Annotated in this window: 25 protein-coding genes, 1 other RNA gene and 1 pseudogene; 13 read left to right on the top strand and 14 right to left on the bottom strand. The window is 73.9% G+C overall.

Annotated elements, in window-relative coordinates:
• Positions 1-148 precede the first annotated feature (148 nt).
• Complete coding sequence (locus tag ACIP84_RS34850; RefSeq protein ID WP_209494521.1) at positions 149-610, bottom strand: VOC family protein; 462 nt, start codon at positions 608-610, stop codon at positions 149-151.
• Between the two features lie 89 nt (positions 611-699).
• Between ACIP84_RS34850 and ACIP84_RS34845 the strand changes: the two genes are divergently transcribed.
• The 3 genes from ACIP84_RS34845 (at position 700) to ACIP84_RS34835 (ending at position 2,921) form a co-directional block, all read left to right on the top strand.
• The gene (locus tag ACIP84_RS34845; protein WP_401803531.1) at positions 700-1,689 is read left to right on the top strand and encodes a helix-turn-helix transcriptional regulator; all 990 of its coding nucleotides are present in this window, start codon (positions 700-702) and stop codon (positions 1,687-1,689) included.
• Positions 1,690-1,827: 138 nt separating this feature from the next.
• Positions 1,828-2,211, top strand: coding sequence for a VOC family protein (locus ACIP84_RS34840; RefSeq protein ID WP_355970003.1), 384 nt, complete (start codon positions 1,828-1,830; stop codon positions 2,209-2,211).
• A 191-nt stretch (positions 2,212-2,402) separates the two neighbouring features.
• Positions 2,403-2,921 carry a DUF1203 domain-containing protein gene (locus tag ACIP84_RS34835; protein WP_401803528.1) on the top strand — a complete coding sequence of 173 codons (519 nt, stop codon included), beginning with the start codon at positions 2,403-2,405 and terminating at the stop codon, positions 2,919-2,921.
• Between the two features lie 23 nt (positions 2,922-2,944).
• On the opposite strand, the pseudogene ACIP84_RS34830 reads toward ACIP84_RS34835, so the two are convergent.
• Both ACIP84_RS34830 and rnpB read right to left on the bottom strand, forming a co-directional pair.
• Positions 2,945-3,214, bottom strand: a pseudogene (locus ACIP84_RS34830) (SMP-30/gluconolactonase/LRE family protein); the annotation flags it as partial.
• Between the two features lie 84 nt (positions 3,215-3,298).
• Positions 3,299-3,697: RNase P RNA component class A (gene rnpB / locus ACIP84_RS34825), an RNA gene on the bottom strand.
• A 217-nt stretch (positions 3,698-3,914) separates the two neighbouring features.
• Between rnpB and ACIP84_RS34820 the strand changes: the two genes are divergently transcribed.
• A complete protein-coding gene (locus ACIP84_RS34820; RefSeq protein WP_401803525.1) occupies positions 3,915-4,685 on the top strand; it encodes a MerR family transcriptional regulator in 771 nt (256 codons plus the stop codon).
• On the top strand, positions 4,682-5,626 hold the full coding sequence (locus tag ACIP84_RS34815; protein WP_401803522.1) for a hypothetical protein: 945 nt from the start codon (positions 4,682-4,684) through the stop codon (positions 5,624-5,626). The genes ACIP84_RS34820 and ACIP84_RS34815 overlap by 4 nt, the downstream gene beginning before the upstream one ends.
• Here ACIP84_RS34815 and ACIP84_RS34810 read toward each other — a convergent pair.
• Positions 5,571-7,013: an RNB domain-containing ribonuclease gene (locus ACIP84_RS34810; protein WP_401803519.1), complete on the bottom strand. Its 1,443-nt coding sequence runs from the start codon at positions 7,011-7,013 to the stop codon at positions 5,571-5,573. The two genes, ACIP84_RS34815 and ACIP84_RS34810, sit on opposite strands and share 56 nt — an antisense overlap.
• A 95-nt stretch (positions 7,014-7,108) precedes the next feature.
• On the opposite strand from ACIP84_RS34810, the gene yaaA reads away from it, so the two are divergent.
• Entirely contained in the window at positions 7,109-7,876 is a 768-nt protein-coding gene (gene yaaA, locus ACIP84_RS34805; protein ID WP_355970016.1) for a peroxide stress protein YaaA, read from the top strand.
• A gap of 75 nt (positions 7,877-7,951) precedes the next feature.
• Positions 7,952-8,608, top strand: a complete 657-nt coding sequence (eda, locus tag ACIP84_RS34800) for a bifunctional 4-hydroxy-2-oxoglutarate aldolase/2-dehydro-3-deoxy-phosphogluconate aldolase (protein WP_401803516.1) — start codon at positions 7,952-7,954, stop codon at positions 8,606-8,608.
• Here eda and ACIP84_RS34795 read toward each other — a convergent pair.
• The 5 genes from ACIP84_RS34795 to ACIP84_RS34775 form a co-directional block, all read right to left on the bottom strand.
• On the bottom strand, positions 8,589-9,395 hold the full coding sequence (locus tag ACIP84_RS34795) for a GNAT family N-acetyltransferase (protein WP_401803514.1): 807 nt from the start codon (positions 9,393-9,395) through the stop codon (positions 8,589-8,591). The two genes, eda and ACIP84_RS34795, sit on opposite strands and share 20 nt — an antisense overlap.
• A 71-nt stretch (positions 9,396-9,466) precedes the next feature.
• Positions 9,467-11,074, bottom strand: a complete 1,608-nt coding sequence (locus ACIP84_RS34790; RefSeq protein ID WP_401803512.1) for a bifunctional RNase H/acid phosphatase — start codon at positions 11,072-11,074, stop codon at positions 9,467-9,469.
• On the bottom strand, positions 11,074-11,817 hold the full coding sequence (locus tag ACIP84_RS34785) for a C4-type zinc ribbon domain-containing protein (protein WP_355970036.1): 744 nt from the start codon (positions 11,815-11,817) through the stop codon (positions 11,074-11,076). Before ACIP84_RS34785 ends, ACIP84_RS34790 begins: the two co-directional genes overlap by 1 nt.
• On the bottom strand, positions 11,814-12,632 hold the full coding sequence (locus ACIP84_RS34780; RefSeq protein WP_401803510.1) for a Nif3-like dinuclear metal center hexameric protein: 819 nt from the start codon (positions 12,630-12,632) through the stop codon (positions 11,814-11,816). Before ACIP84_RS34780 ends, ACIP84_RS34785 begins: the two co-directional genes overlap by 4 nt.
• A 212-nt stretch (positions 12,633-12,844) precedes the next feature.
• The gene (locus ACIP84_RS34775) at positions 12,845-13,879 is read right to left on the bottom strand and encodes an ABC transporter substrate-binding protein (RefSeq protein ID WP_401803507.1); all 1,035 of its coding nucleotides are present in this window, start codon (positions 13,877-13,879) and stop codon (positions 12,845-12,847) included.
• Between the two features lie 295 nt (positions 13,880-14,174).
• Between ACIP84_RS34775 and ACIP84_RS34770 the strand changes: the two genes are divergently transcribed.
• Together ACIP84_RS34770 and ACIP84_RS34765 are read left to right on the top strand one after the other, a co-directional pair.
• A complete protein-coding gene (locus ACIP84_RS34770) occupies positions 14,175-15,368 on the top strand; it encodes a hypothetical protein (protein ID WP_401803505.1) in 1,194 nt (397 codons plus the stop codon).
• Between the two features lie 48 nt (positions 15,369-15,416).
• The gene (locus tag ACIP84_RS34765; protein WP_355970033.1) at positions 15,417-15,545 is read left to right on the top strand and encodes a hypothetical protein; all 129 of its coding nucleotides are present in this window, start codon (positions 15,417-15,419) and stop codon (positions 15,543-15,545) included.
• A 106-nt stretch (positions 15,546-15,651) separates the two neighbouring features.
• On the opposite strand, the gene ACIP84_RS34760 is transcribed toward ACIP84_RS34765, so the two are convergent.
• Genes ACIP84_RS34760 through ACIP84_RS34750 form a run of 3 tightly spaced genes read right to left on the bottom strand, consistent with a single transcriptional unit; the run spans position 15,652 to position 18,564 of the window.
• Positions 15,652-16,596 (bottom strand): 3-oxoacyl-ACP reductase, encoded by a 945-nt coding sequence (locus tag ACIP84_RS34760; protein WP_401803503.1) that lies wholly within the window; start codon positions 16,594-16,596, stop codon positions 15,652-15,654.
• Positions 16,597-16,611: 15 nt separating this feature from the next.
• Positions 16,612-17,688, bottom strand: a complete 1,077-nt coding sequence (locus ACIP84_RS34755) for a Zn-dependent alcohol dehydrogenase (protein ID WP_401803500.1) — start codon at positions 17,686-17,688, stop codon at positions 16,612-16,614.
• A 21-nt stretch (positions 17,689-17,709) separates the two neighbouring features.
• On the bottom strand, positions 17,710-18,564 hold the full coding sequence (locus ACIP84_RS34750; RefSeq protein WP_355964814.1) for a MaoC/PaaZ C-terminal domain-containing protein: 855 nt from the start codon (positions 18,562-18,564) through the stop codon (positions 17,710-17,712).
• Between the two features lie 276 nt (positions 18,565-18,840).
• Here ACIP84_RS34750 and ACIP84_RS34745 point away from each other — a divergent pair, with 276 nt between their 5' ends.
• From ACIP84_RS34745 to ACIP84_RS34730, 4 genes are read left to right on the top strand one after another with little or no spacing between them, the layout of a single operon-like run.
• Positions 18,841-19,764: an ATP-binding cassette domain-containing protein gene (locus ACIP84_RS34745; RefSeq protein WP_401803496.1), complete on the top strand. Its 924-nt coding sequence runs from the start codon at positions 18,841-18,843 to the stop codon at positions 19,762-19,764.
• Positions 19,761-20,483: an ABC transporter permease gene (locus tag ACIP84_RS34740; protein WP_401803493.1), complete on the top strand. Its 723-nt coding sequence runs from the start codon at positions 19,761-19,763 to the stop codon at positions 20,481-20,483. Before ACIP84_RS34745 ends, ACIP84_RS34740 begins: the two co-directional genes overlap by 4 nt.
• Positions 20,484-20,493: 10 nt before the next feature.
• Entirely contained in the window at positions 20,494-21,675 is a 1,182-nt protein-coding gene (locus ACIP84_RS34735) for a sensor histidine kinase (RefSeq protein ID WP_401803490.1), read from the top strand.
• On the top strand, positions 21,672-22,277 hold the full coding sequence (locus ACIP84_RS34730) for a response regulator transcription factor (RefSeq protein ID WP_355964817.1): 606 nt from the start codon (positions 21,672-21,674) through the stop codon (positions 22,275-22,277). Before ACIP84_RS34735 ends, ACIP84_RS34730 begins: the two co-directional genes overlap by 4 nt.
• Before the next feature lie 9 nt (positions 22,278-22,286).
• Here ACIP84_RS34730 and ACIP84_RS34725 read toward each other — a convergent pair whose 3' ends face one another.
• Together ACIP84_RS34725 and ACIP84_RS34720 are read right to left on the bottom strand one after the other, a co-directional pair.
• Positions 22,287-23,573, bottom strand: coding sequence for a phosphatidylserine/phosphatidylglycerophosphate/cardiolipin synthase family protein (locus ACIP84_RS34725; protein WP_401803487.1), 1,287 nt, complete (start codon positions 23,571-23,573; stop codon positions 22,287-22,289).
• A 10-nt stretch (positions 23,574-23,583) separates the two neighbouring features.
• Complete coding sequence (locus tag ACIP84_RS34720; RefSeq protein ID WP_401803485.1) at positions 23,584-25,044, bottom strand: MFS transporter; 1,461 nt, start codon at positions 25,042-25,044, stop codon at positions 23,584-23,586.
• Between the last annotated feature and the right edge of the window lie 2 nt (positions 25,045-25,046).

The raw sequence follows: 25,046 nt of genomic DNA, 5'->3' as shown, positions 1-25,046 counted from the left end.
CGAAGGAGCGCCCTTGACGCACCACCGGAAGGAGCGACTCTCGGAAAGAGGGCGGTCCCACCAGAAGCCCACTTGTCGGCCCACCCCAAGAACCCCACCCACCCGCACCACCCGCCGGGCGCCCGCCCTCACCCTCACCCCCACCCCCTCAGTCCAAACAGAACTCGTTCCCCTCCGGGTCCGCCATCACGATCCACCCCGCGCTCATCGGCGGCTCCGGCTCGAAGCGGCGCAGCCGCTTTCCTCCCCGTGCGACCAGCCGTTCGCACACGGCCTCCAGCGCCGCCATCCTCTCCTCCCCCTCCAGCCCCGGCGCCGCCCGCACGTCGAGGTGCACCCGGTTCTTCGCCGTCTTCCCCTCCGGCACCTGCTGGAAGAACACCCGCGGCCCCTGTCCCTCCGGGTCCTCCAAGGCCGATCGCGTGTTGCGCTCCTCCTCCGGCACCCCCAGCTTCGCCAGGAACTCGTCCCACGCGGCCAACGGGTCCGCCCCCTCCGGCAGTTCCACTCCCGGCGGGCCCGGATGGACGTACCCCAGCGCCTCGCGCCAGAAGGTCGACAGCGCCCTCGGGTCGTGTGCGTCGAACGTGACCTGGAATCGGCGGCTCATCGTGCTGCTCCCTTCCTCTCGGCTGATGGATCCACCCTGACACCCGAGGCGGACAGGATCGGTCCGCCACCTCTGGCAGGCTGGGCCACATGGACGAGCGAGGGACCACCGAGCGGGTACTCACCCTCCTCGGGCTGCTGCAGCAACGCCGGTCCTGGTCCGGCCCCGAGCTTGCCGACCGGCTCGACGTCACCCCGCGCACGGTGCGGCGCGACGTCGAGCGGCTGCGCACGCTCGGCTATCCGGTCCACGCCGGCCTGGGAGTGGGCGGCGGCTACCGGCTGGGCCGGGGCCAGGATCTTCCGCCCCTCCTCCTCGACGACGAGGAGGCGATCGCGACGGCGGTCTCCCTGCTCGCCGGCGCGGCCGCCGGTTCCGGCGACGCCACGCTCCGGGCGCTGACCAAGCTCGACCAGGTGCTCCCGACCCGGCTGCGGCACGAGGTGCGCACCCTGTCGGGCTCGGTGGAGTTCTTCGGCGCGGGCCGCACACCGGTCGACCCCGAGGTCCTCATGACGCTGGCCGGGGCCTGCCGCGAGGAGGTCGAGGCGGGCTTCGACTACCCCTCCGGGGGTTCGGTCCGGCCGCGCCGGGTCGAGCCCCACCGCCTGGTCGCCTCCGACCGCCGCTGGTACCTCCTCGCGTACGACCTCGACCGCGACGACTGGCGTACCTTCCGCCTGGACAGGATGACGGCGGTGGCGGCCCGGACATGGCGCTTCCGCCCGCGCCCCGCGCCCGACGCGGCGGAGTACGTGCAGGAGGGTGTCACGAGCCGGGTCTACGCCCACCGGGCGCGCTTCCTCGTCCACGCACCGGCGGCCACGGTCCGCGCGCAGGTCCCGTCCTCGGCGGCAGTCGTCAGCGAGCGGGGCGAGGACCGTTGCGAGGTGCTGAGCGGTGCGGCGAGCCTCGACCGCGTACTCCTGCACGTACTCCTCCTGGGGCACGAGTTCGAGCTGCTCGATCCCCCGGAGCTCGGGGCCCGTTGCCGGGCTCTGGCGGAGAAGCTCCTGTCGGCCGCCGCCTCCGCGGCGGACCCTCCGCGACCGGGCGACGGGCAGGCGGAGAAGACATAGGGCCGCGCCACGACGAGCCGGCACGGACCCCGACGCGCGAGCCCCGGGTGCGGCCCCCATAGGGGAAACGCACCCCACCGCCGCAGGCCCGGAGCGGGCGCGTCAGGTGGTCGCGCCGTCCTGCCTACACTGGCGGTCATGGCATGCCGCATCAGTGAACTGGTCGTCGACTGCGCCGATCCCGACCGACTCGCCGCGTTCTGGAGCGAGGTCCTCGGTTATGTGGAGCTCGGCCGCGAGGGCGACGGAAGCATCGAGATCGGGCCGCCCGGCGTCGGCTTCGGCGGCCCGCAGCCGACCCTCGTGCTCAGCCCCAGCAGCGACCCGCGCTCCGGGAAGCTCCCGCTCCACATCGATGTCAACCCCACCGACCGCGACCAGGACGCCGAGTTGGAGCGGCTGCTCGCGCTCGGCGCGCGGCGGGCCGACGTGGGTCAGACCGGGGCCGAGAACTGGCACGTCCTGGTCGACCCGGAGGGCAACGAGTTCTGCCTCCTGCGCCGCAGGCTCCAGCCGCTCTGAGCCCCGCGGACCCGGGCGGTGCTGACCGGCCACTCGCTGCCGGTGAGGGGACGACCGGCCTCGTGTGCGTCCCGGCCGAAGGGGACGGGGCCCGCCGGGGGCACGGACCCACGGCCCGCCCGAGTCCCCGTCCGCACCACCGCGTCCGAATTCCGCCAGCGGCCGCGTCACCGCCACGCGACGCTGGCGGTATGAGCACTCAGACCACCACCACGACCGTCTACGACGCCCGCCCCATCGCGCCCTCCGCCCTCGCCGAGCTGCGGGTCACCGACGACGCGGGCCGCGCCTGCGTTCCGTACTCCGCCGACGAGGGCGGCGACCCGCTCCGCTGCTGTCTGCGTCTGTCCGTCCCCGGCGAGCGGATCGCGCTCGTCTCGTACGCGCCGCTGCGGCGCTGGGCGGCCGGGACGGGGGCCGAGCCGGGCGCGTACGACGAGCAGGGCCCCGTCTTCGTCCACGCCGAGGAGTGCGGCGGGCCCACGCCCTCGGAGACGTACCCCTTCGCCCGGGCGGAGGCGCTCCGCACCGTGCGTCGCTACGACGCGGCGGGCCGCATCGTCGGGGGCCGGCTCCTGGAGATCCCGGCGGCGACGTCCGAGGGCTTCGACCGGGCGTTCGCGGAGGCCTTCGCCGACCCGGCCGTGGCGCTGGTCCACGTCCGGGCGGTCGAGTACGGCTGCTTCCACTTCGAGGTCCGTCGCCCCTGAACGCCGCACCCCGCCGGCCCGGTTCAGCGGGGCTTCGGCTCCCCCCGGGGCCTGCGCCCGGGTCCGGTCGGGTGTGTGCCCGTGACGCCCATGACGACCGAGGAGAGGCTGGTCTCGGCGGCGATGAAGAGACGGTTGCGCTTGGCTCCGCCCCAGGTGATGTTGGCGACCGCCTCGGGCACGTTCAGCCGGCCGATCAGGGTGCCGTCCGGGTCGTAGCAGTGCACGCCGTCGCCCATCGCGGCGGCCCAGAGCCGACCGCCGTCGTCGAAGCGGAGGTTGTCGAAGCGGCCGGTCTCCCCGGAGCTCGGCGCCGGATGAACGAGAAGGGCCCCGCCCGGCGTATTGCCGGGCGGGGCCCTCTCCACGTGGACCGACAGACGAGTCGGGCTGTACGCCGGGTTCTGTCCCCCGGGACCTCGCGGTCGTCGGGGCGACGGCCATCCATCTAGGACCGGCGTTGCCGCCGGCCTCCTGCGGTCTACCCGCGGACTCGGGCGAGCAGCCCTCGAACATCCGCGCAGGGACACCGAGGTGTCCCCTCTTGACCTTGCTCCGAGTGGGGTTTACCTAGCCGCCTGAGTCACCTCAGGCGCTGGTGGTCTCTTACACCACCGTTTCACCCTTACCGAGGACCGAAGTCCCCGGCGGTCTGTTTTCTGTGGCACTGTCCCGCGGGTCACCCCGGGTGGCCGTTAGCCACCACCCTGCTCTGTGGAGCCCGGACGTTCCTCGGGAAGATCCGAGGATCTCCACGCGGCCGCCCGCCCGGCTCGTCTGCCGTGCCGACCATGCTACCCGCCGATCAGGGGGCGGACGGCCTCAGCGGAGGTCGGCCGCCGCGTTCGGCATGGCAGTCCTGTCGTGATCGTCGGACATCGAGGCACCCGCCGTCCCTGTGATCGAGGCGTTCCCCGGTCGTGGCACATGATCGGGGGCGGTCCCCGGAGTGACGCTTGACCTTGCCGCAGCGTCAGGGTTTCTACTGGGGCCATGCGTATCGGCGAGATCGCCGCGCTGGTCGGGGTCACCCCCCGCGCCGTGCGGCACTACCACCAGTCGGGCCTGCTGCCCGAGCCCGCCCGGCGGGCCAACGGATACCGGGAGTACGGCGTCCGGGACGCCGTCCTGCTCGCCCGTATCCGGCGGCTCACCGAGCTGGGTCTCGGACTCGACGAGGTACGGGGTGTGCTCGCCGACGACGAGGGGCGCGGACTCGTCGAGGTCCTGGAGGAGCTCGCGGAGGACCTGGCGCGCCAGGAGGCGGAGATCCGGGCGCGCCGGGAGCGGCTGTCCGGCCTCCTCGACGAGGCCAGGGCCGGGCGGCTGCCCGCCGACGGGCCGCTGTCGCCGGAGCTCACCTCGCTGCTCGCCGGCCTGGGCGAGCTGCCCGAGTCCCCGATGGCGGCGAAGGACCGGCAGATCCTGGCCCTGATGGACGTCGTCGTGCCCGAGGAGGAGCGGGCCCGGCTGATGGGTCTGATGGAGGGAGCGGCGGAGCACGCGCGTGAGGTGTACCCGCTGCTCGACGCGCTCTCCGGGGCGGAGGCGGACGACCCCCGGGTCGCCGAGGCCGCGCGGGTGCTGGCCGGCTGCCTGCCGGACGAGCTGGGGGTGGACATGCCGTCCGGGGCGCCGGACGAGGCCGGTTCGTTCGACATGTCCCTCGCGGACGCCCTCTTCGCGGACCTCGCCCCGGCGCAGTCCGCGGCCATCCACCTGGCGATGCGCCTGGTCCGGGAGCAACGGGAGCAGAGCCGATGACGGAAGCGGAGCCGATGACCGGAGCCGGAGCGATGGCGGAAGCCGAGCGGATGACCGGAGCCGGAGCGATGGCGGAAGCGGAGCCGATGACGGGCCGGAGGAGTGGTGGCGTGCGTCTTCTGCGGCTCGTCGCCTATGTCGTGCTCCCCGCCGAGGTCCTCCTCGCCGTCCTTCTCGTCGGCGGGGTCCGGATACCCGCCGCCGTGTGGGCCGGCGCCGAGCTCCTCGTCGTCGCGCTCGTGCTCGCCGAGGCCGTCTCGTATCTGCGGCTGCGGCGCCGGGGGCTCTCCCGGCGGGAGGCCGTCGCCGAGCTCGTGCCCGAGGCCGTGCTGCGGATCATGGGGCACGAGCTGCGGATCATGGCGAGTCTGGGGCGGTGGGTGGCACGGCGCCCGCACGGGGTCGAGGGCGCCGACGGCGTGTTCCCGCACGCGCGGGACCAGGCGGCGCTCATGTACGGCTTCGCGTTCGTGTGTGTGGTCGAGAGCGTCGGCATGTCGTATCTGCTCGCCGACTGGCCCGTCGTCCACGCGGTCGTCCTCGTCCTGGACGTGTACACCGTGTTGTTCGTCGTCGGCCTGCACGCCGCCGCCGTGACCCGCCCGCACACCCTCACGGGGGACGTCCTGCGGCTCCGCCAGGCCGCGCACGTCGACGTGTCCGTGCCCCTCGACCGGATCGCGTCCGTCCGGCACGAGCTGGTGTTCTCGCACGAGAAGGCCGAGGGGGAACTGAACCTCGCCGTCGGGTCCCAGACCTCCCTGACCGTCGAGCTGACCGAACCGGTCGACGCGCCCCGGTTCTTCGGCGCGCCCCGGCCCGTACGGCTGATCCGCTTCCACGCCGACGACGCGCGCGCCCTGTACCGCGAGCTCGGCCTGGCCGTCACGCGGGCGCGAACAGCACCTTCGCCGTCCCCGGGTCCGCCTCCGCGAGTCTGACCCGCAGCCATTCCCCGAGCGGCAGGCGGGACTCGCCGCCCGCGATGCGGGCGACGACCGCCGGGTCGTCCAGGTGGACGGTGCCGACGGCGGGTTCGCGTTCCTTCACGTCGATCACGTACGCGTCGAAGATCTCGCCGACCCGTTCCCGCAGCAGCGCCGCCTCGACGATGTCGACGCTCTCGCGCTCCACGGTGTTGGCGAGCCGCGAGCCGCCGGCCATCTCGTCGGGGAGGGCGGGCAGGGCGGCCCGTACCCACTCGGGCGGTTCGTCGCCGGCCACGGCGGCGACGCACAGCTCGCCCGCGTACCGGTCGACGAGGCGGCGCAGGGGCGCGGTGCAGTGGGTGTACTCGTCGGCGACGGCGGCGTGCACGGCGGGGGTGGGGATGTGGCCGTCGGTGAAGACGGTGTATCCGGCGCCCCGGAGCAGGGTGGTGCACTCCTGGAGGAAGGCGGCGTGGCGCGGGTTCGCGGGGTCGGCGGCCCGGACGACGTCGGCGTACGAGACGTGGTGCGGCCAGTCGACGCCGAGGGCCTGCGCGGAGCGGCGCAGGCGGGCGACGGCGCCGTCGGGGGCGGTGGGGAGGGTGCGCAGGATGCCGGTGCCGGCGGCGGTCATGAGGTCGGCGGCGGCCATGCCGGTGAGCAGGGAGATCTGGGCGTTCCAGCCGTCGGCGGGGAGCGGGGCGCGGTAGGCGAGGGAGTAGGTGTGGTCCTGCTCGACGATCTCCTGTTCGGGGACGTTGAGGGAGATCCCGCCGCGTTCGGCTTCGAGGGCCTCGCGGAGGCGGCCGATGTCCCGGAGGAGGGCCACGGGTTCCTCGGCCGTGCCCGTGTCGATCTGCTTCTGCACGGTCGCGTAGTCGAGTTTGGCGCGGCTGCGGACGAGGGCGCGGCGGACGTCGGTGGCGACGCGGCGCCCTTCGGCGTCGAGGTCGATGCGCCAGAGGAGGGCGGGGCGGGGTTCGCCGGGGAGGAGGCTGGCGGCTCCCTCGGAGAGGACGGCGGGGTGGAGGGGGGCCTTGCCGTCGGGGAAGTAGAGGGTGAGGACGCGCCGGTGGGCCTCGGCGTCGAGGGCGGAGCCGGGGGTGACGAAGGCGGCAACGTCGGCGATGGCGTAGTGGACGCGGTAGCCGCCGTCGGACCTGCGGGCCAGGTGCATGGCCTGGTCGAGGTCGGTGGAGGTCGGCGGGTCGACGGTGAAGAAGGGCAGGTCGGTGGCGTCGTACGCGGGGAGCCGGGGGGCTTTCGCGGCGGCCTCGGCCTCGGCGAGGACGGGGGGCGGGAAGTCCTCGGGGATCGCGAGCTGGGCACGGAGTGCGCGCAGGGCGGCCCGCAGCGGAGCCTCGGCTGCGCCGGTCACGTGAATGTGGCGGCGGGGCATGGACCGAGCGTAGGGGGCGGGGAGGGGTGCGGCACCTCGTACGCTGGGCTCCTGGGGCCGCACCCCCATCCCCGTACGGACGAAGGAGAACCACCGTGCTCGTGCTGTTGCCGCCCTCCGAGGGCAAGGCCTCCTCGGGGCGCGGGGCGCCGCTCAAGCCGGAGTCGCTGTCCCTGCCGGGGCTCGCGGAGGCGCGGGCGGCGGTCCTGGACGAGCTGGTCGAGCTGTGCGCGGCCGACGAGGAGAAGGCGCGCGAGGTGCTGGGCCTGAGCGAGGGTCTGCGCGGCGAGGTCGCGAAGAACGTGGAGCTGCGGACGGCGGGCGCACGGCCGGCCGGGGAGATCTACACGGGCGTGCTGTACGACGCGCTGGGTCTGGCGACCCTGGACGCGGCGGCCAGGCGGCGGGCGGGGCGGTCCCTGCTGGTCTTCTCCGGGCTGTGGGGTGCGGTGCGGGTGACCGACCGGATCCCGTCGTACCGCTGCTCGATGGGGGTCAGGCTGCCGGGGCTCGGGGCGCTGGGCGGGCACTGGCGGGGCGCGATGGCCTCGGTGCTGCCCGAGGCGGCGGGGGACGGGCTCGTGCTCGACCTGCGCTCGTCGGCGTACGCGTCGGCGTGGAAGCCGAAGGGGGAGGTGGCGGCGCGGACGGCGACGGTGCGGGTGCTGCACGCGCCGACCCGGAAGGTGGTCAGCCACTTCAACAAGGCGACGAAGGGCCGCATCGTCCGGAGCCTGCTGGAGGCGGCGGCGGCTCCGCGTACGCCGGAGGAGCTGGTGGTGGCGCTGCGGGACCTCGGGTACGTGGTGGAGGAGAGCGGGAAGCCGGGGGCCCTCGACGTGCTGGTGGACGAGATCCACTAGGGGCGCCGCACCGAGCTGTTGCAAGCTGCGCAACGCTCGTTGCGTATCACGCTCGGCATGGGCACGATGAGGCCCATGACGAGCGTGTTCGACCTTGCCCCGGAAGCCTCTCCCGTACCGGTGGTCCCGGTGGTCGTGATCGAGGACGCCGCCGACGCCGTGCCGCTGGCCCGCGCCCTGGTGGCCGGCGGGCTGCCGCTCGTCGAGGTCACCCTGCGCACCCCGGCCGCGCTCGACGCCGTCCGCGCCATCGCGGCCGAGGTGCCGGGCGCGGTCGTCGGTGCGGGGACGGTCGTCTCGGTGGCCGGGGTCGCGGACGCGGTCGGCGCCGGGGCGCGGTTCCTGGTCAGCCCCGGGTGGACGGAGCGGCTGCTCGGCGCGATGCGCGACTCGGGCCTGCCCTTCCTCCCCGGTGTGTCGACGACCTCGGAGGTCGTGGCCCTGCTCGAACAGGGCGTGGAGGACATGAAGTTCTTCCCGGCCGAGGCGGCGGGCGGCGTCCCGTACCTGAAGTCCCTCGCGGGCCCGCTCCCCCGGGCCCGGTTCTGCCCGACGGGCGGTGTCTCGCTCGCCTCCGCCCCCGCCTACCTGTCCCTTCCGAACGTCGGCTGTGTCGGCGGTACGTGGATGCTGCCGCCCGACGCCCTCGCGGCCCGCGACTGGGCCCGGGTGGAGACACTGGCGCGCGAGGCGGCGGCGCTGCGGGGGCCCGTCAGCGCGCGGTCCCGGTGAACTCCACACTCAGGTGGTCGGTCACCGGGCGGTAGCCGAGGCGCTGGTAGAGGGCGTTGCTGGTGGGGTTGGAGAGGTCCGTGAAGAGCAGCACCCGGGTGGCGCCGGTGTCGGCGGCGACCCGGCTGACGGCCTCGGTGGCCCCCGCCGCGTATCCCTTGCCGCGGTCGGCGGGCGGGGTGTAGACGAGGTGGACGCGGGCCTGGCCCTCGATCGTGCGGGAGACCGCGGCCATCGAGACCGCGCGGCCGTCGGGCGCCTCCCAGAGCACGAGGCGGCCTTCGGAGATCCGCTCGGTGACGAAGCCGGTGTAGTCCTCGGCGGGCTCGTCGCCGATGGCCGTCGCGAACTCCCTCGTCCAGGCCGCGACGAGCGGGACGTCGGCCCCGGTGGCCGTCCGGTGCCGGCCGGCCGGGGCCGGGTCCGGCGGGGTCAGCTCGCCGAGCCGGAAGAGCCGCATCCGGACGGCGGGCGTCCAGGGGCGGCCGGAGGCCTTCGCGTACGCCTCCACCACGGCCGTCTCACCACGGACCTCCGTCGGCTCCTCCCCCGCCGGGAAGGCGAGTGCGAGGGCCGCCTCCTCCGTGGTCGCGCCGAGGTCGAGGGTCCCGGAGGGGGAGACCGCGAGGACCCCCGTGACCCGGCCGTCGGGCTCGGTCCACCAGCCGAGCCGGTCCGCCCCGTCCATGAGGGTCAGCACCGCGGTGTTGCGCGCGGGCTCGGCGGCGAGGTGCGTCCCGGCCGCGGTACGGAAGGCGGCGGTGTCTTCGGTGAAGTGCCAGGTCATGACGGGATGGTGGTACGGGGCGCGGTCCCCGCGCCACCCCTTTGCGGCGCCCGTCCCGCCGCCCGCGGCCCCTATCGGAGGTGGGAGGTGTCGTTGAGGAGCCGTACGGACGCGTTGCCGTCGGCGTAGTAGGCGACCGCCGAGATCGAGGCGGCCGACAGCTCCATCCGGAACAGCGACTCCGGCGGGGCGCCGAGCGCGAGCCGGATCAGGGTCTTGATGGGCGTGACGTGGGTGACGAGGAGGACGGTCCGGCCCGCGTAGGCGGCGGTGAGCCGGTCCCGGGTCGCGGCGACGCGGCGGGCGACGGTCGCGAAGCTCTCGCCTCCGCCGGTGGGCGCGGCCTTCGGCGAGGCCAGCCAGGCGTCGAGGTCCTCGGGGTAACGCTCCCGGACCTCGCCGAACGTCAGCCCCTCCCAGGCGCCGAAGTCGGTCTCGCGCAGCCCCTGCTCGACGCGGACGTCGAGCCCGAGGCGGCCGGCGACGGCGGCCGCGGTCTGGCGGCAGCGGGTGAGCGGCGAGCTGACGATCTCCTGGATGGTCCCGCGGGCGGCGAGCGCCTCCGCGACGGCGTCGGCCTGCCGGAGTCCTGCCGCCGAGAGCTCGGGATCGGTCCCCCCGCTGCCGGAGAACCGCTTCTCGGGGGTGAGCGCGGTCTCGCCGTGCCGGAGGAGCACGAAGGTGGCGGGCGCGCTCATGTCGGGCCCGGCGGACCAGCCTTGACCGGGAACGGCAGGCGCGGCGGTCCCGGCGGTCCCGGGCCCCGTGGCCTCGGACCCGGCGGTCCCGGGCCCGGTGGTCCTGGTGGTCCTGGGCCTCTTGGTCCCGGGCCCCGTGGTCTCGGGCCCGGCGTCCTCGGCCGCTGCCCCCGCGGGTGCCGCGTCGGCCTCCGGGGCGTGGGTGCGCGCGGCGTGGCCGGTCGGGGCCAGGGCGCCCGCCTGCGCCTCGAAGTCTCCCGAGGCCGGGGCCGTGAGGGCCGCCTCGGCGGCGAACAGGCCGTCGTCCTGGGCCGTGGGGTGTGCGACGGTGCCGGGCCAGGCGCCCGGGCCCGTGCCCGTACGGCCCGGGTCGAGGTCGCCGGAAGGGTCCGCACCCGTCGTGGTGCCCGCACCCGTCGCCAGCGCGGCGCGGGCCCGTGCCGCGCCCGCCGTCGCGTCGCCGGGCGGCCCGGACGGCGCCGGGGGGAGCGTCGCGGCGTTGCGGGCGGCGGCGGTGTCCAGGGCGGCCGTCGAGTCGGACGGCTCCCACTGGCGGCCGCGCTTGCCCGCGTCCATCGCCTCGTTCGCGAGCCGGTCCGCGTGCTTGTTGCGTTCGCGCGGGATCCACTCGTAGCGGACCCGGCCCGCCGGGAAGACCCGGCCCGCCTCGGCCGCGAGCGGCTTCATGTCCGGGTGCTTGATCTTCCAGCGGCCGGACATCTGCTCGACGACCAGCTTGGAGTCCATCCGGACGTGGACGGTGGCGTCGGGGAACAGCGACCGCGCCGCCTTCAGGCCCGCCACCAGGCCCTTGTACTCGGCGACGTTGTTCGTCGCCACGCCGATGTACTCGGCCGCCTCCGCGAGCGTCTCGCCCGTCACCGGATCCAGGACCACGGCGCCGTACCCGGCGGGCCCCGGGTTGCCCCGGGAACCGCCGTCCGCCTCGACGATCACCTCACGCGAGGACGACGACGTCATTACAGGCCGGACTCCGCCGTGCGGACGAGGATCCGGCGGCAGTTCTCGCAGCGCAGGACCGCGTCCTTGGCCGCGGCACGGACCTCGTTGACCTCGGTGATGTTGAGCTCGATGTGGCAGCCCTCGCACTTGCGCTGGTACAGCCGGGCCGCGCCGACGCCGCCCTGCTGGACGCGCAGCTTCTCGTACAGCTTCAGGAGGTCCGCAGGGACGGTGGCCGCGACGAGCTCGCGCTCCTTCTCCACGGACGCCTCCTCGGTGTCGAGCTCGCCCTCGGCGGCGTCACGGCGGGCGGTCGCGTCGTCCGTCTTGGCCTGGACGGCGGAGACCCGCTCGGTCAGCTCGGCGAGGCGCTCCTGCACGGACTCGCGGCGCTCCATGACCTCGAGGACGATCTCCTCGAGGTCGCCCTGGCGCTTGGCGAGCGAGACGATCTCGCGCTGGAGGTTCTCCAGGTCCTTCGGGGAGGACACGGTGCCCGAGTCGAGGCGCTGCTGGTCGCGCGTGGCCCGCTGGCGGACCTGGTCGACGTCCTGCTCGGCCTTGGTCTGCTCGCGGCCGCAGTCGCTCTCCTCGGTCTGCGCGGCGACGAGCAGGTCACGCAGCTGGGTGAGGTCCTTGGTCAGGGACTCGATCTCGGCGTGCTCGGGCAGCGAGCGGCGCTTGTGCGCGAGCTGCTGGAGGCGGACGTCGAGGGCCTGGACGTCGAGGAGGCGGATCTGGTCGGCGGGCGCGGCGTTCAGTTGGGGGCTCCAGGGGAGGTGTGGTGGGAGGACCAGGGGTCGGTGACCGTCTTCGAGACGTGGACGCGGAGGTCCCAGCCGTGACGGTCGGAGATCTCGTCGAGCTGGGCGGCCGCCTGCTCGCACCAGGGCCATTCGGTGGCCCAGTGGGCGGCGTCGACCAGGCCCAGAGGCGACTGCTGGGTCGCCTCGGAGACGGGGTGGTGGCGCAGGTCCGCGGTGAGGAAGGCGTCCACGCCTGCGGCTCGTACGGCGTCGAAGAGGCTGTCTCCGGAGCCGCCGCTGACGGCGACGCGGCGCACGGTCATGCCGGGGTCGCCCGCGACCCGGATGCCCTGCGCGGTGGCGGGCAGCCGCTTCGCCGCGCGGGCGGCGAACTCGGCGAGGGTCTCGGGGTGGTCGAGCTCGCAGATCCGGCCGAGGTTGTTCTCGGGTACGAGGGGGCCGGTGACCCGGAGGTCGAGCGCGCCGGCGAGGGCGTCGGAGACGCCCGGGTCGGCGGTGTCGGCGTTGGTGTGCGCGACGTGGAGCGCGATGTCGTGCTTGATGAGGCGGTGCACGACGCGGCCCTTGAAGTGGCCGGCCGCGACGGTCGTCGTCCCGCGCAGGTAGAGCGGGTGGTGGGTGACGATCAGGTCGGAGCCGAGGGCGATCGCCTCGTCGGCGATCTCCTCGACCGGGTCGACGGCGAAGAGCACACGGGTGACCTCGGCGTCGGGGTCACCGCAGACGGTGCCGACGGCGTCCCACGACTCGGCCCGCTCTGGTGGCCAGAGGGCGTCGAGCGCGGCGATGACTTCAGACAGACGGGGCACGAGGAAAGGCTACCTGGCTCGCCTTCGCGGCTGGTACCGCCGCCGTCGCGGGCGGGCGGCGGGCCGGGCGGCCCCCGGTGCCTTCGGCCGGCGTCGGGCGGCCCCCGGCGCCGGCGGCCGGCGTCGGGCGCCCGTGCCGTCGGCCGGCGTCGGGGGTCGCTCGGCCGGCATGGGTAGCCGCTCGGCCGGCGTCGCTCGACGAGGTGGCCGCGCTACTTGACGAGGTAGCCGCGCAGGTCGTCGAGGACCAGGTTCGCCGCCGTCACACCGAGGCCCAGGTACCAGGTCTCGTCCGGGACGTCCTTGGCCTGGCCGGCCTTGACGGCCTTGAGGTTCTTCCAGAGCGGGTTGGCCTGGGCGGTGTCCTTCTTGGTGGCCTTGGCCTCGCCGTACACGCCGGTGAAGATCCAGTCGCCGTCGGCCTCGTCGATCTTCTCCGGGCTGATCTCGGCCGCGAGGTCGTCGATCCGCTGGTTCTCGGGGCGCGGCAGGCCGGTGTCCTCGAGGATGGTGCCGATGAACGACGCCTTCGCGTACAGGCGGATCTTGCCGGGGAGGTAGCGGACCATCGAGACGGTCGGCTTGTTCGGGCCGATGTCCGTGCCGAGCTGCTTCGCCTTGGTCTCGTACGCGGCGAGCTTCTCCTTGGCCTCGGCGGTCCTGTCGAGCGCGGCGGCGTTGAGGAGGTAGTTCTCCTTCCAGGTGAAGCCCGGGCGGATGGAGAACACGGTCGGCGCGATCTTCGACAGCTCGTCGTACTTGTCCGCGGCGCGCAGCTGGCTGCCGAGGATCAGGTCGGGCTGGAGGTTGGCGATGGCCTCCAGGTTGAGGTTGTTGATGGTGCCGACGGACTTCGGGGCCCCGGCGTCCTTCGCCAGGTAGGCCGGGATGCCGTCGTCGCCCTCGGCGGGGGCGTAGCCGACGGGCTTGACGCCGAGGGAGACGACGTTGTCGAACTCGCCGACATCGAGGACGACGACCCGCTTCGGGGCGGCCTTCAGCTCGGTCTTGCCGAGGGCGTGCGTCAGGGTGCGCGGGAACTGGCCGGCCGTGGCGTCCGTGCCCATGGCCGCGGTCTTCGCGGCGGCGTCGCCGAAGTCCTTGCCGCCCGTGGCGACGTCCTTCTTCTTGCTCGTGTCCTCCTTGGCGGAGGCGTCGGATCCTCCGTCGCCTCCTCCGCAGGCCGCGAGCGAGAGCGCGGCGGCGAGGGCGACGACGGCGGCGGTGCCGCGGCGGCGGAGGGACATGAGAAGGCTCCTGTACGTGTCCTGGCGGGGGGACGGGCGCGGCCGGACCGGAGTCGTGGGGCCTGCGTCCGGGGCAGCCGGCCGGAGTCGCGGGTTCCGCCCGGAGCACGCCGGCCGGAGCCTCTGGCTCCGTTTAGGTTCGCCTTACCTTACTCACCACGGGCAACTCCAGCACACCCGCCCCCCACCCCTCAGCCGAACCGCCGCACAGCCACCCTTATGTGTGAAGTGACCCTGCTCGTGTTGTTCGGCTGGAAGTGCGAAAACTAGCTTCGTGGCCGGAGGTGACGAGTCGATGACAGCGTGTGCCATCGAGACCACGGCCGAGGACGACGGCCGCGACGGGGAGCACCCCGGCCGCGGCGCCCGGCCGACGGAGTTCACTGCGGGTCTCACGATCACGGCGAACGGCGCGTACGCGGCCAGGCTCGCGGGCGACGGGGACGCCCTGTACGTGGAGAGGTGGACCCTCGACGGCCCGGAGCCGTACGCCGTCCCGCTCCCGCTCGACCAGCCGGAGGAGCCCGGCACCCAGCTGCTGCCCCTGGCCGACGGCCGGGTCCTGGTCGCCCGCCGCGTGGACGGGCGGCGGAACACGTTCTCGCTGCTCTACCCCACGGGCCCGGCCACCGGGGAGCTCCGGCTCGGCGCGGTGGAGGCCCCGGGCTCCGAGCGGCTGGTGCTGCTGCCGCCCTCCCCGGACGGCATCCGCGCGTACGCCCTGTGCGTCGGCCCCGACACGACCACGCTGTGGCTGGTCGCGGGCGGTGCCTGCGGCCCCGAGCGGGTCGCGGAGGTCGAGGGCCGGTGCGCGGGCGGGGTGTGGCTCGACCGTACGGGCCGGATGCTCGCGCTCGACCGGCGGCTCGACGGCGGTCCGGTGAAGGCGGTCGCCGTCGACCTGGAGCGGGGCGGGGAGGTGACGCCGCTGCTGCAGATCACCGAGGACAGCGACGACCGGCTGCTCCTGGCCGACCCGGACAGCGGGCTGCTCCTGATCCGTTCCGACGCGCCGTCGCCGGGGCACGACCGGCTCGGCTGGGGTGTGCTCGGCAGTCTGCTGCCGGTGCGCTTTCCGGAGTGCCTGCGGCTGGACGACGCGGCGGTGACGCCGTTCGCCGTCCAGCCGGGGCAGGTCCTGATGCCCGAGACGTGCGCGGTCGCGCTGCGGATCGACGCGGCGGGCGGCAGCTGGGTGGGGACGTGGCAGCCGATGTCCCGCCGGATGGGCCAACTGGCCGCGCCCGTGGGGTGGCTGGCCGGGGCGGGCCTGTGGACGGCCGGGGGTGTGCTCCGGCTGCCGTACGTGACGGCGGGGGCGCCCTGCGGTCTCGCGGACGTGGAGGCACCGCCGGAGCCGGAGCCGGACGCGGTCGCGGTCGCGGCCGGGGCTTCGGCAGGGGCCGGCCCGGCTGTCGAGGAGCCCCGGGTGTGCCGTCCCGTGCCGTTGCAGCAGGCTCCTCTCACGGACGGGAAACCCGCTGGCTAGACTCTCGGGCTGCACAGCACGACCGATGTCAACGGGGTGATTTCGACCATGTCGGAGAACAGCGCGAACGGGCAGGAGCCGAACGGCTCCGGCAAGCACCGCGGGGACGCCGCGCCGACGGAGGACTCCGCGTCCTCCCCGCACGGCCGCCACCGCCGCGAGCCCGTCTCGCAGTAACGAGCAGTACCAGGCAGGGCGAAGGGCCCCGGGTCACCCCGGGGCCCTTCGTCCTCCCCACCGTCCCCCGGCCGAGCCGCACCCCGGCCGGTGGTCACCCGCGGTCTCAGCCCTTCTTCAGGCCGAGGACCTCCGAGGCCGCGAAGGTCTCGCCCGCCGGGCGGGACGCGTAGTGCGGGGTCAGGAGACCGTCCAGTTCCTCGTACGTGAACGCCTCCTTGGCCGTGTCGAACTTGGCGGCCACCCGAGGACGGTCCACGATCGCGACCATCCCGCCGTGCACGACGAGCAGTTGGCCGTTGACCCCGGCCGCCGCCGGGGAGGCGAGGTAGCCGACGAGCGGCGCCACGTGCTCCGGGGACAGCGGGTCGAGGTCGCCCTCGGCCGTCGGCTCGGCGAAGCCCGCGAACACGTCCTCCGTCATCCGGGTGCGCGCCCGGGGGCAGATGGCGTTGGCCGTCACCCCGTACCGGGCGAGCGCGAGCGCCGTGGACGTGGTCAGGCCCACGATCCCGCCCTTGGCGGCCGCGTAGTTCGGCTGCCCGGCCGAGCCGGCGAGGAAGGCCTCGGAGGAGGTGTTGACGATCCGGCCGTACACGCCGGTCTCCCCCGCCTTGGCCCGGGTCCTCCAGTGCACCGCCGCAAAGTGCGTGGTGTTGAAGTGGCCCTTGAGGTGGACCCGTATGACCGAGTCCCACTCCTCCTCGCTCATCGAGAAGACCATCCGGTCGCGCAGGATGCCCGCGTTGTTGACCAGGACGTCCAGCTTGCCGAACTCGGCCACGGCGAGGTCGGTCAGGGCTCGCGCCGTCTCGAAGTCGGCGATGTCGCCGAGGTGCGCGACCGCCCTGCCGCCCGCCCGGCGGATCTCCGCGGCAACCTCCTCGGCGGGCGCGGCGGAGGCGGCGCCCGAGCCGTCGCGGCCGGGCTGCCCGTAGTCGTTGACGACGACGGCCGCGCCGAGCCGGGCCAGTTCCAGGGCCTCGGCGCGGCCGAGACCGCGCCCGGCGCCGGTGACGATCGCGCTCAGGCCCTCAAGGGGGAGTGACATCTCGCAGGAGTCCTCTCAGATCTCGATGCAGGTACGGAGGGCCGCGCCGGTCCGCATCTGCTCCAGGGCCTCGTTGATGCCCGCGAGCGGTACGCGGTGGGTGATGAGCGACTCCAGGTCGATGCGGCCGGCCCGCCAGAGCGCGATGGCCCGCTCGTAGGAGCGGAGGACGTCTCCGCCGCCGTACATGGAGGGCAGGATCCGCTTCTCGTCGAAGAACAGCTCGAACATGTTGAGCTGGAGGTTGTCGTCCATCGCGCCCGCGCCGACGACGCAGAGGGTGCCGCCGCGCCGGGTGTTCTCGTACGCGGTGCGGGCCGTGGCGGACTTGCCGACGACCTCGAAGACGTAGTCGAAGCCCTCGCCCGCGGTGATCCGCTGCTTGGCGTCGGCGAGCGCGTCCGGGGCGACGGCCTCGGTGGCGCCGAAGCGCAGCGCCGCCTCACGGCGGGACTCGACGGGGTCGACGGCGACGATCTGGGCGGCGCCCTGGAGCTTGGCGCCCTGGATCGCGGAGATGCCGACGCCTCCGCAGCCGATGACGGCGACCGACGAACCGGCTTCCACCTTGGCCGTGTTGATGGCGGCGCCGAGGCCGGTGGTGACGCCGCAGCCGATGAGGGCGGCGATGTCGAAGGGCACGTCGTCGGGGATCGGGACCGCGCAGCCCGCGTCGACGACGACCTCCTCGGTGAAGGTGCCGGTGCCGGCGAAGCCGAAGACGTCACCGCCGGGGCGCTTGAAGTTGGGCGTGCCGGCGTTCATGAACCCGGCCAGGCAGAGCTGGGTCTGGCCGCGCTTGCAGGCGGGACAGCTGCCACAGGCGGGCAGCCAGCAGAGCAGCACCCGCTGGCCCTGGGCGAGTCCGGTGACGCCGTCGCCGACGTCGAGGATCTCTCCCGCGCCCTCGTGGCCGGGGATGAAGGGGGCGGGCTGCGGGAGGACGCCGCTCATCGCGGAGACGTCGGAGTGGCAGAGGCCGGTGGCCCGGACCCGGATCCTGACCTTGCCGGGGCCGAAGCCCACCGCCTCGACGTCGTCGACGACTTCGAGCTTGTCCTGGCCGATCTCGTGCAGTACGGCTGCGCGCATGGTGCGGCTCCAATCAGGCGATCAGGAGTGTTCGACGAGGGTGTCGGCGAGGACCGGGGCGTCGTCGCGCTCCACGGCCGTCACCGCCACCTGGACGCGGCCGTCCCCGGCCCACATCCGGATGCGCAGGGTCTCGCCCGGGAAGACGATCCCGGCGAAGCGCGTGCGGTACGAGCGGACCCGGGCGACGTCCCCGCCGAGCGCCGTGTCCACCACCGCCTTGAGGGTCATGCCGTACGAGCAGAGCCCGTGCAGGATCGGCCGGTCGAAGCCGGCGAGCTTGGCGAACTCGGGGTCGGCGTGGAGCGGGTTCCAGTCGCCGGAGAGCCGGTAGAGCAGGGCCTGTTCGTCGCGGATCGGCCGTTCGACGGTGGCGTCGGGCGCGCGCTCGGGGAGCGTGAGGCGCTCGGAGGGGCCGCGGTCGCCGCCCCAGCCGCCTTCCCCGCGGACGAAGATCTGGGCGTCGCTGGTCCAGAGCGGGCCGTCGGCGTCGGAGGCCTCGGAGCGCAGGACGAGGACGGCGGCCTTGCCCTTGTCGTACACGGCGGCGACGCGGGAGGTGGAGACGGCGCGGCCGGCGACGGGGACGGGGCGGTGGAGGGTGATCGTCTGGCCGCCGTGGAGGACGGCGGCGAGGTCGATGTCGATGCCGGGGGCGGAGAGCCCGCCGACGACGCCCATGCCGGCGCCCGCGACGGTCGCGAAGCTGGGCAGGACGTGGAGCTTGGATTCGAGGGTGTAGCGGAGCTCGTCGGGGTCGGTCGCCGGGGTTCCGGCGCCGAGTCCCAGGTGGTAGAGCTGGACGTCCTTGTGGTCCCAGGAGATCTCGGCGCTGCGGGGTTCGGCGGCGACGGCCTTTGCGGGGTCGATGGGCATCGGGCTGCTGCTCCTCGTGGCGGTGAAGACCTCGGCGCGGCCGTCCGCACCGTCGGCCGCACCGAGGCCGTGCGGGGACCGTCCCGTACGCGGCCGTTCTAGAACGCGTTCTAGGTCGGTGGTCCCCATGTATAGCCCAGGCGAGAGGAGTTGGGAACCCTCCCGGCAGCCGCCACCTGACGGTACGTCAGGACTCGGTCCCGGTACATTTGTCACGGCCAGGTCCGTACATGAGCGCCTGCCGGGCGACGGCCCCTGATTCGTACCGTCGACGGCATGACGAAGGACCTGACGAACGAACCGGCGGTCGCCTTCCGGGCCGCGACGAAGACGTACGGCGCCGTCCGCGCCGTCGACGGCCTCGACCTCACCGTCCGGCGCGGCGAGACGGTGGCCCTGCTCGGCCGCAACGGCGCCGGGAAGTCGAGCACCGTGAGCCTGCTCCTCGGCCTCGACGAGCCCGACAGCGGCCACGTCGCGCTCTTCGGCAGTGCCCCGGCCCTCGCCGTCGCGGCCGGCCGGGTCGGCGCGATGCTCCAGGAGGGCCACGCGACCCCCCGGGCGACCGTCCGCGAGGTCGTGTCCTTCGTCGCCCGGACCTACCCCGCGCCGATGCCGGTCGCCGAGGCCCTCGCCCTCGCCGGGCTCTCCGCGTTCGCCGAGCGCCGGGTGGCCCGGCTCTCCGGGGGCCAGGCGCAGCGGGTCCGCTTCGCGATCGCGCTCGTCGGCAACCCCGAGCTGGTCGTCCTGGACGAGCCGACCGCGGCCCTCGACGTCGAGGCCCGCCAGGAGTTCTGGGAGGCCATGCGCGGCTACGCACGGCGGGGGAACACCGTCCTGTTCTCCACCCACTACCTGGAGGAGGCCGACGCGTACGCCGACCGGATCGTCGTCCTCGACGCCGGCCGGATCGTCGCCGACGGGACCGGCGAGGAGCTCAAACGGGCCGCCGGCGGCACCCTCGTCGCCTTCGACCTGGCGGGCAGTCCCACGGAGTGGCTCATGACACTGCCCGGGGTCACCTCCGTCGAGATCCGGAAGGACCGCGCCCGGCTGCGCACCGAGGACTCCGACGCCACCGTCCGCGCCCTCGCCGCGCGGGACGCGATCCGCTCCCTCGAGGTCACCCGGGCCTCCCTGAACGACGCCTTCCTCACCCTGTCCCACCGGACCGGCGAACGACTGGAGACCGCGCGATGATCACCGCCTACGTACGCCTCGAAGTCCGCCGCGCCCTGCGCGAGACCGGATTCGTCATCTCCACCGTCGGCGTCCCCGTGATGATGTACCTCCTCTTCACCAACCTCGGCGACGGGGACGACGGCGCGTACAGGAAGGCCGCGATGGTCGGGATGGCGGCCTACGGGGCGCTCGGTGCCGCGCTGTCCATCGGCAACGGGGTCGCCGAGGACAAGACCACGGGCTGGCTGCGCCAGCTGCGCGTCACGCCCATGACGCCCCTCCAGGTGGTGACCGGCCGCGCCCTGACGGGAGCGGTGGTCGTCCTCCCCGCCATCGCCGCGGTCCTCCTGGCGGGCGCGCTCGCCAACGGGGTGCGCATGGCCGCCTGGCAGTGGGCCGCCGTCGCCGTCACGCTCTGGCTGGGCTCGCTCCCGTTCACCCTGCTCGGCCTCGGCAACGGCTACCGGCTCACGGCGCAGACGACCGGGGTCGTGAACGTCGCCTGCAACCTGGGGCTCGCGGTGGTGGGCGGGCTGTGGTTCCCTGTCGTGCTCTTCCCCGACTGGCTCCGGACGGTCTCGGAGTTCACCCCGACGAACCGGTTCGCCGAGCTGGGCGTGGCGCTGTCGGAGGGGACGGCGCCGGGGGCGGCGACCCTGGCCGTACTGCTCGGATGGGCGGCGCTCTTCGGCACGTACGCGGCGGTCTCGTACCGTCGTTCGGCGAGGACGGTATGAGGGGGCAGGGATGAGCGACCACTGGCGACGCATCGCGGCCGCACGCGCCCGGGCACGGTCGGAGCGGGGCCCCAGCGGGCTGAGTCTGCTCCCGTGGCTGCTGATGGGCGTGGGCGCGCTCTCCCACCTCCTGGGCGGCGAGGCCCCGAACCCGTGGATCGGCGGACTGGGCCTGCTCACCTTCAACACCCTCTACATCGCGATCGTCTTCCGTGCCTTCCACCCGCCGAGCCGGGAGGCGTCCCTGACCTGGTGGCTCCTCGGCGCCCTCGGGACGCTGACCTTCGCGCTCGCCATCGCTTACGGGAGGGAGTGGCTGCTGCTCTTCCCGCTGCTGGGCCTCGCGGTCGGGGCCGTGGTGCGGCGCGGGCGGCTCCTGCGGTGGATCAGCCTCCCGCTGGTCGCCGCGGTGGGGGTGGTGACGTTCTGGAAGGACGACTGGGACTCGATCGGCGTCGTGTACGGCACGTTCATCTCGGTGATGGTGACCGCGGCGATCCTCGCCCTGGACGAAACGGTCCGGCAGCTGCGGGCCACCCGGGAGGAACTGGCCACGGCGGCCGTCGAGAAGGAGCGGCTGCGGTTCTCCCGCGACCTGCACGACCTGCTCGGCCACACGCTCTCGGTGATCGTCGTCAAGTCGGAGGTCGTACGCCGGCTCGCGCCGCGCGACCTCGACGCGGCCCTCGCCCAGGTGGCGGACATCGAGGCGGTGGGCCGGCAGGCGCTCACCGAGATCAGGGAGGCCGTCACCGGCTACCGCGAGGGAAGCCTCGCCACCGAGCTCGACCGGGCGCGCGACGCGCTGTCCTCGGCCGGCATCGAACCGGTGGTGCGCCGCTCGGGCCCGCTCCTGGAGCCGCAGACGGAGGCCCTGCTCAGCTGGGTGGTGCGGGAGTCCACGACGAACGCGGTGCGGCACAGCGGCGCGTCCCGCTGCGTGTTCACCCTGGACGGCTCCGCCGACCGGGTCCGCCTCACCGTCACCGACGACGGCCGGGGCCCGGTCGCCCGCACACCGGGCGCGGACGCCACCCCGGGCAGCGGTCTGCGGGGCCTGCGCGAGCGGGTCGCGGCGGCAGGCGGCACTCTTGACTCGGGACCGGCTCCACGGGGCGGGTTCCGGGTCACCGCGGAGCTCCCCGCGGAGACCCCCGGCCCGCACGAGTGCGAGGGGGAGCCGACGACATGATCCGTCTGCTGCTGGCGGAGGACCAGGGGATGATGCGCGGGGCGCTGGCCCTGCTGCTCGGGATGGAGCCCGACATGGAGGTCGTCGCGCAGGTCGGGCGGGGTGACGAGATCGTGGACGCGGCGCTGCTCACGCGGCCAGACGTCGCGCTGCTCGACATCGAACTGCCGGGCCGTTCGGGGCTGGACGCGGCGGCGGACCTGCGCACGGAGGCCCCGGACTGCCGGGTCCTGATCGTCACGACGTTCGGCCGCCCCGGGTATCTCCGCCGTGCGATGGAGGCGGGTGCGGCGGGCTTCCTGGTGAAGGACGGGCCCGTGGAGGAGCTGGCCGAGTCGATCCGTCGGGTCCTGCGGGGTGAGACGGTGATCGACCCGGCCCTCGCGGCGGCGGCGCTCGGCGCGGGGCCCAACCCGCTGACGGGCCGCGAGCGGGACGCCCTGGCCGCCGCGGTGGACGGTGCGACGATCGCGGACATCGCGGCGACCCTCCACCTCTCGGAGTCGACGGTCCGCAACTACCTGTCGTCGGCGATCGGCAAGACGGGCACGCGCAACCGCATGGAGGCGGTCAGGGCGGCCCGTCGGCAGGGGTGGCTGTAGACCCGGCGTCTACAGGCCCGCGAGAGCGGCCGCCCGCTGGGCCTCGAAGTTCTTCACGTACGCGTCGAAGACCGTGGCGTCCTCGTACTTGAGCAGCGTCTCGTCGTTGTACTTGAGGGCCGTCGTCGTGTAGGTGTGGCTGCCGGTGAAGACGATCTTCTTGTTCACGCCGCCGGAGTACGTGCCCTCGACCAGCAGGTACTTGGTGTGGGAGTCGGAGCCGCCGCGCTTGTCGTTGTCGAGCTGGTGCAGGGTGATGCGGCCCTTGCCCGTCACGGGCCTGGTCAGCCAGTTGGCCACCTGTCCCATGGGCTTGTCGTCGGCCGTCCAGTTGTCGAGCGACCGGTAGACGATCTCGATGTCGCACCCGGCCTCGGCGAGTTCCCACAGCTTCCTGGCCACCTCGGTGCGGGTGATGTGGCCCTGGGCGATGCGGATCCTCGTACGGCCGTCCGCGGTGCCGAAGCCCGGGGAGTTCCCCGTGCAGGAGTCCGGGGTGGCGACCGGCGCCACCGTCGCGAGGATGTTGACGACCGTGTCGGTGGTGGACCGCGGGAAGAAGTAGACCTTCGCCTTGCCCGCCTGGGTGTCGTGCGCGTAGTCCGCGACCTGGGGCGTCTGCCCGGCGGCGGCCGCCGCCAGGTCGTCGAGGTACCGGGTGTACGCGGCGAACAGTTCCGTGTTGCCGACGACCGTCAGGGCGTCGTTCCACCAGTCGTCGGTGTCCTGGCTCGTGAGGTTCCCGGACCCCTGCACGACCACGTCGTCGACGAACACGTCGCCCTTGCCCTTGGTACGGGAGAACAGGAAGAACTTGTTGTGGTTGACGTTGTCGTACGTGCCGTTCGGGTCCGCCTCCGTGGTGCCCGGATCCAGCGCGAGGCAGGCCTCCTCCGGCTTGCAGGTCCGCACCCAGGAGCCGGGGCTGCCCGCCGGGTCCGCCAGCCGGGTCTTCAGGGTTTCGAGGCCGGTGGACCTGCTGTCGGCGTCGACGACGACCTGGACGGTGACGCCCCTCTTGTGGGCGTCACCCAGCTTGTTGGCCAGGTACACGGACTGGAACAGGTACAGGGAGATCCGGATGGACGACCCGGCCTCCGCGCCGTCGACGAGCCCCGCCAGGTGGGAGAGGATCCGCCCCCTGGCGGAGGCGTCGGTGCTGTTCGGGTCGTTGAACACGGCGCCGGTGGTCACGGCCAGGACCGGTTCCGCCGAGGCCGACGGTGCGACGAGCAGGGAGGCGCCGACGGCCAGCGCGGTCACGGCGGTTCTGAGTCTGTTCTTGATCGATATCACCCGGGCATTGTCACCCGCGGCCGGCCGCCGTCTTCACCGGCCTGGGGAGCCACAGGAGCATCAGCACCGCCGCCCCGATCAGCACGCCCGTCGCCACCCGGAAGGCCAGCGCGTACCCGGGGACGAGGGACGACGGGTCCGGTGTGCCCGAGGTGACGGCGGGGGTGGCCGCCGCGGCGATCGTCGAGAGCACCGCGAGGCCCAGCGCGCCGCCCATCGTGCGGGAGGTGTTGACCAGGCCCGAGACGAGACCCGCGTCGGACGGGGCGGCGCTGGACGTGGCGAGGGCGGCCAGCGGGGTGGTGGCCAGACCGAGGCCGGCCATCATCAGGATGCCGGGGCCGAGGATCGTCCCGAGGAACGTGCCGTCGGCAGTGAGCGTCGACTGCCAGGCGAAGCCCGCCGCCCCGACGAGGGCGCCGACGACGGCGAGGTTCCGGGCGCCGACGACCGGCATCAGGTGCGGGGCCAGCTTGGAGCCGAGGACGACGCTGAGGGAACTGGGGACCAGGGCGAGACCGGCCTGGAGCGGGGTGTACGCGAGGACGGTCTGCGCGTAGGTGGTCATGAAGAACCACATGCCGAAGGAGCTCGAACCGCACAGCAGGATCGCCACGTTGGCCGCCGACACCGCGCGCGTACGGAAGATGCTCAGCCGCATCAGCGGCTCCGCCGTGCGGGCCTCCACCGCCACGAAGACGCCGAGGAGCGCCAGACCGCCGAGGAGCGTGAGCAGGGTCGCCGGGGCCGTCCAGCCCGCCTCCTCGGTCTGGACGATGCCGTACGCGAGGGTGGCGAGCCCCGCGGTGACGAGGACCGCGCCGGGCAGGTCGAGGCGGCGGCCCGCGCCGGTGCGGGACTCGCGGAGCCAGAGCAGCGCGCCCGCGAGGACGAGGACGCCGACGGGGACGTTGATGAGCAGGACCCAGCGCCAGGACAACAGGTCGACGAGGACGCCGCCGACGAAGCCGCCCGCCGCGCCGCCGGCCGCGCCGACCGCGGTCCAGGTGCCGATGGCCCTGGTGCGGGCGGCTCCGGCGGGGACGGCGGCGGTGATCAGGGTCAGCGTGGCGGGCGAGAGGACGGCCGCGCCGAGGCCCTGCACGGCTCGGGCGGCGACGAGTTGCCAGCCCTCCTGGGCGAGGCCGCCCGCGACCGAGGCGGCGGTGAAGAGACCGAGCCCGAGGAGGAACATCGCCTTCCGCCCGTAGAGGTCGCAGGCTCGTCCGCCGAGCAGCATGAAGCCGGCGAAGGCGATGGCGTAGGCGTTGAGGACCCACTGCAGACCGAGCGCCGAGAGTCCGAGATCGGTCCGCATCGACGGCAGCGCCACGTTCACGACGGAGACGTCGAGGACGACGAGGAACTGGCCCGCGCAGGCGGTCAGGACGACCGCCCAGGCACGGGGCGTGGCTATGGAGGAGGTGGCGGGGGTCGTCCGTGCGGAGTCGGTCTGCGGCATGGGTGTCATGG

The organism is Streptomyces sp. NPDC088707 (assembly GCF_044752725.1).
Classification (GTDB): Bacteria; Actinomycetota; Actinomycetes; order Streptomycetales; family Streptomycetaceae; genus Streptomyces.
This window is presented reverse-complemented; position numbering and strand designations above follow the sequence as displayed.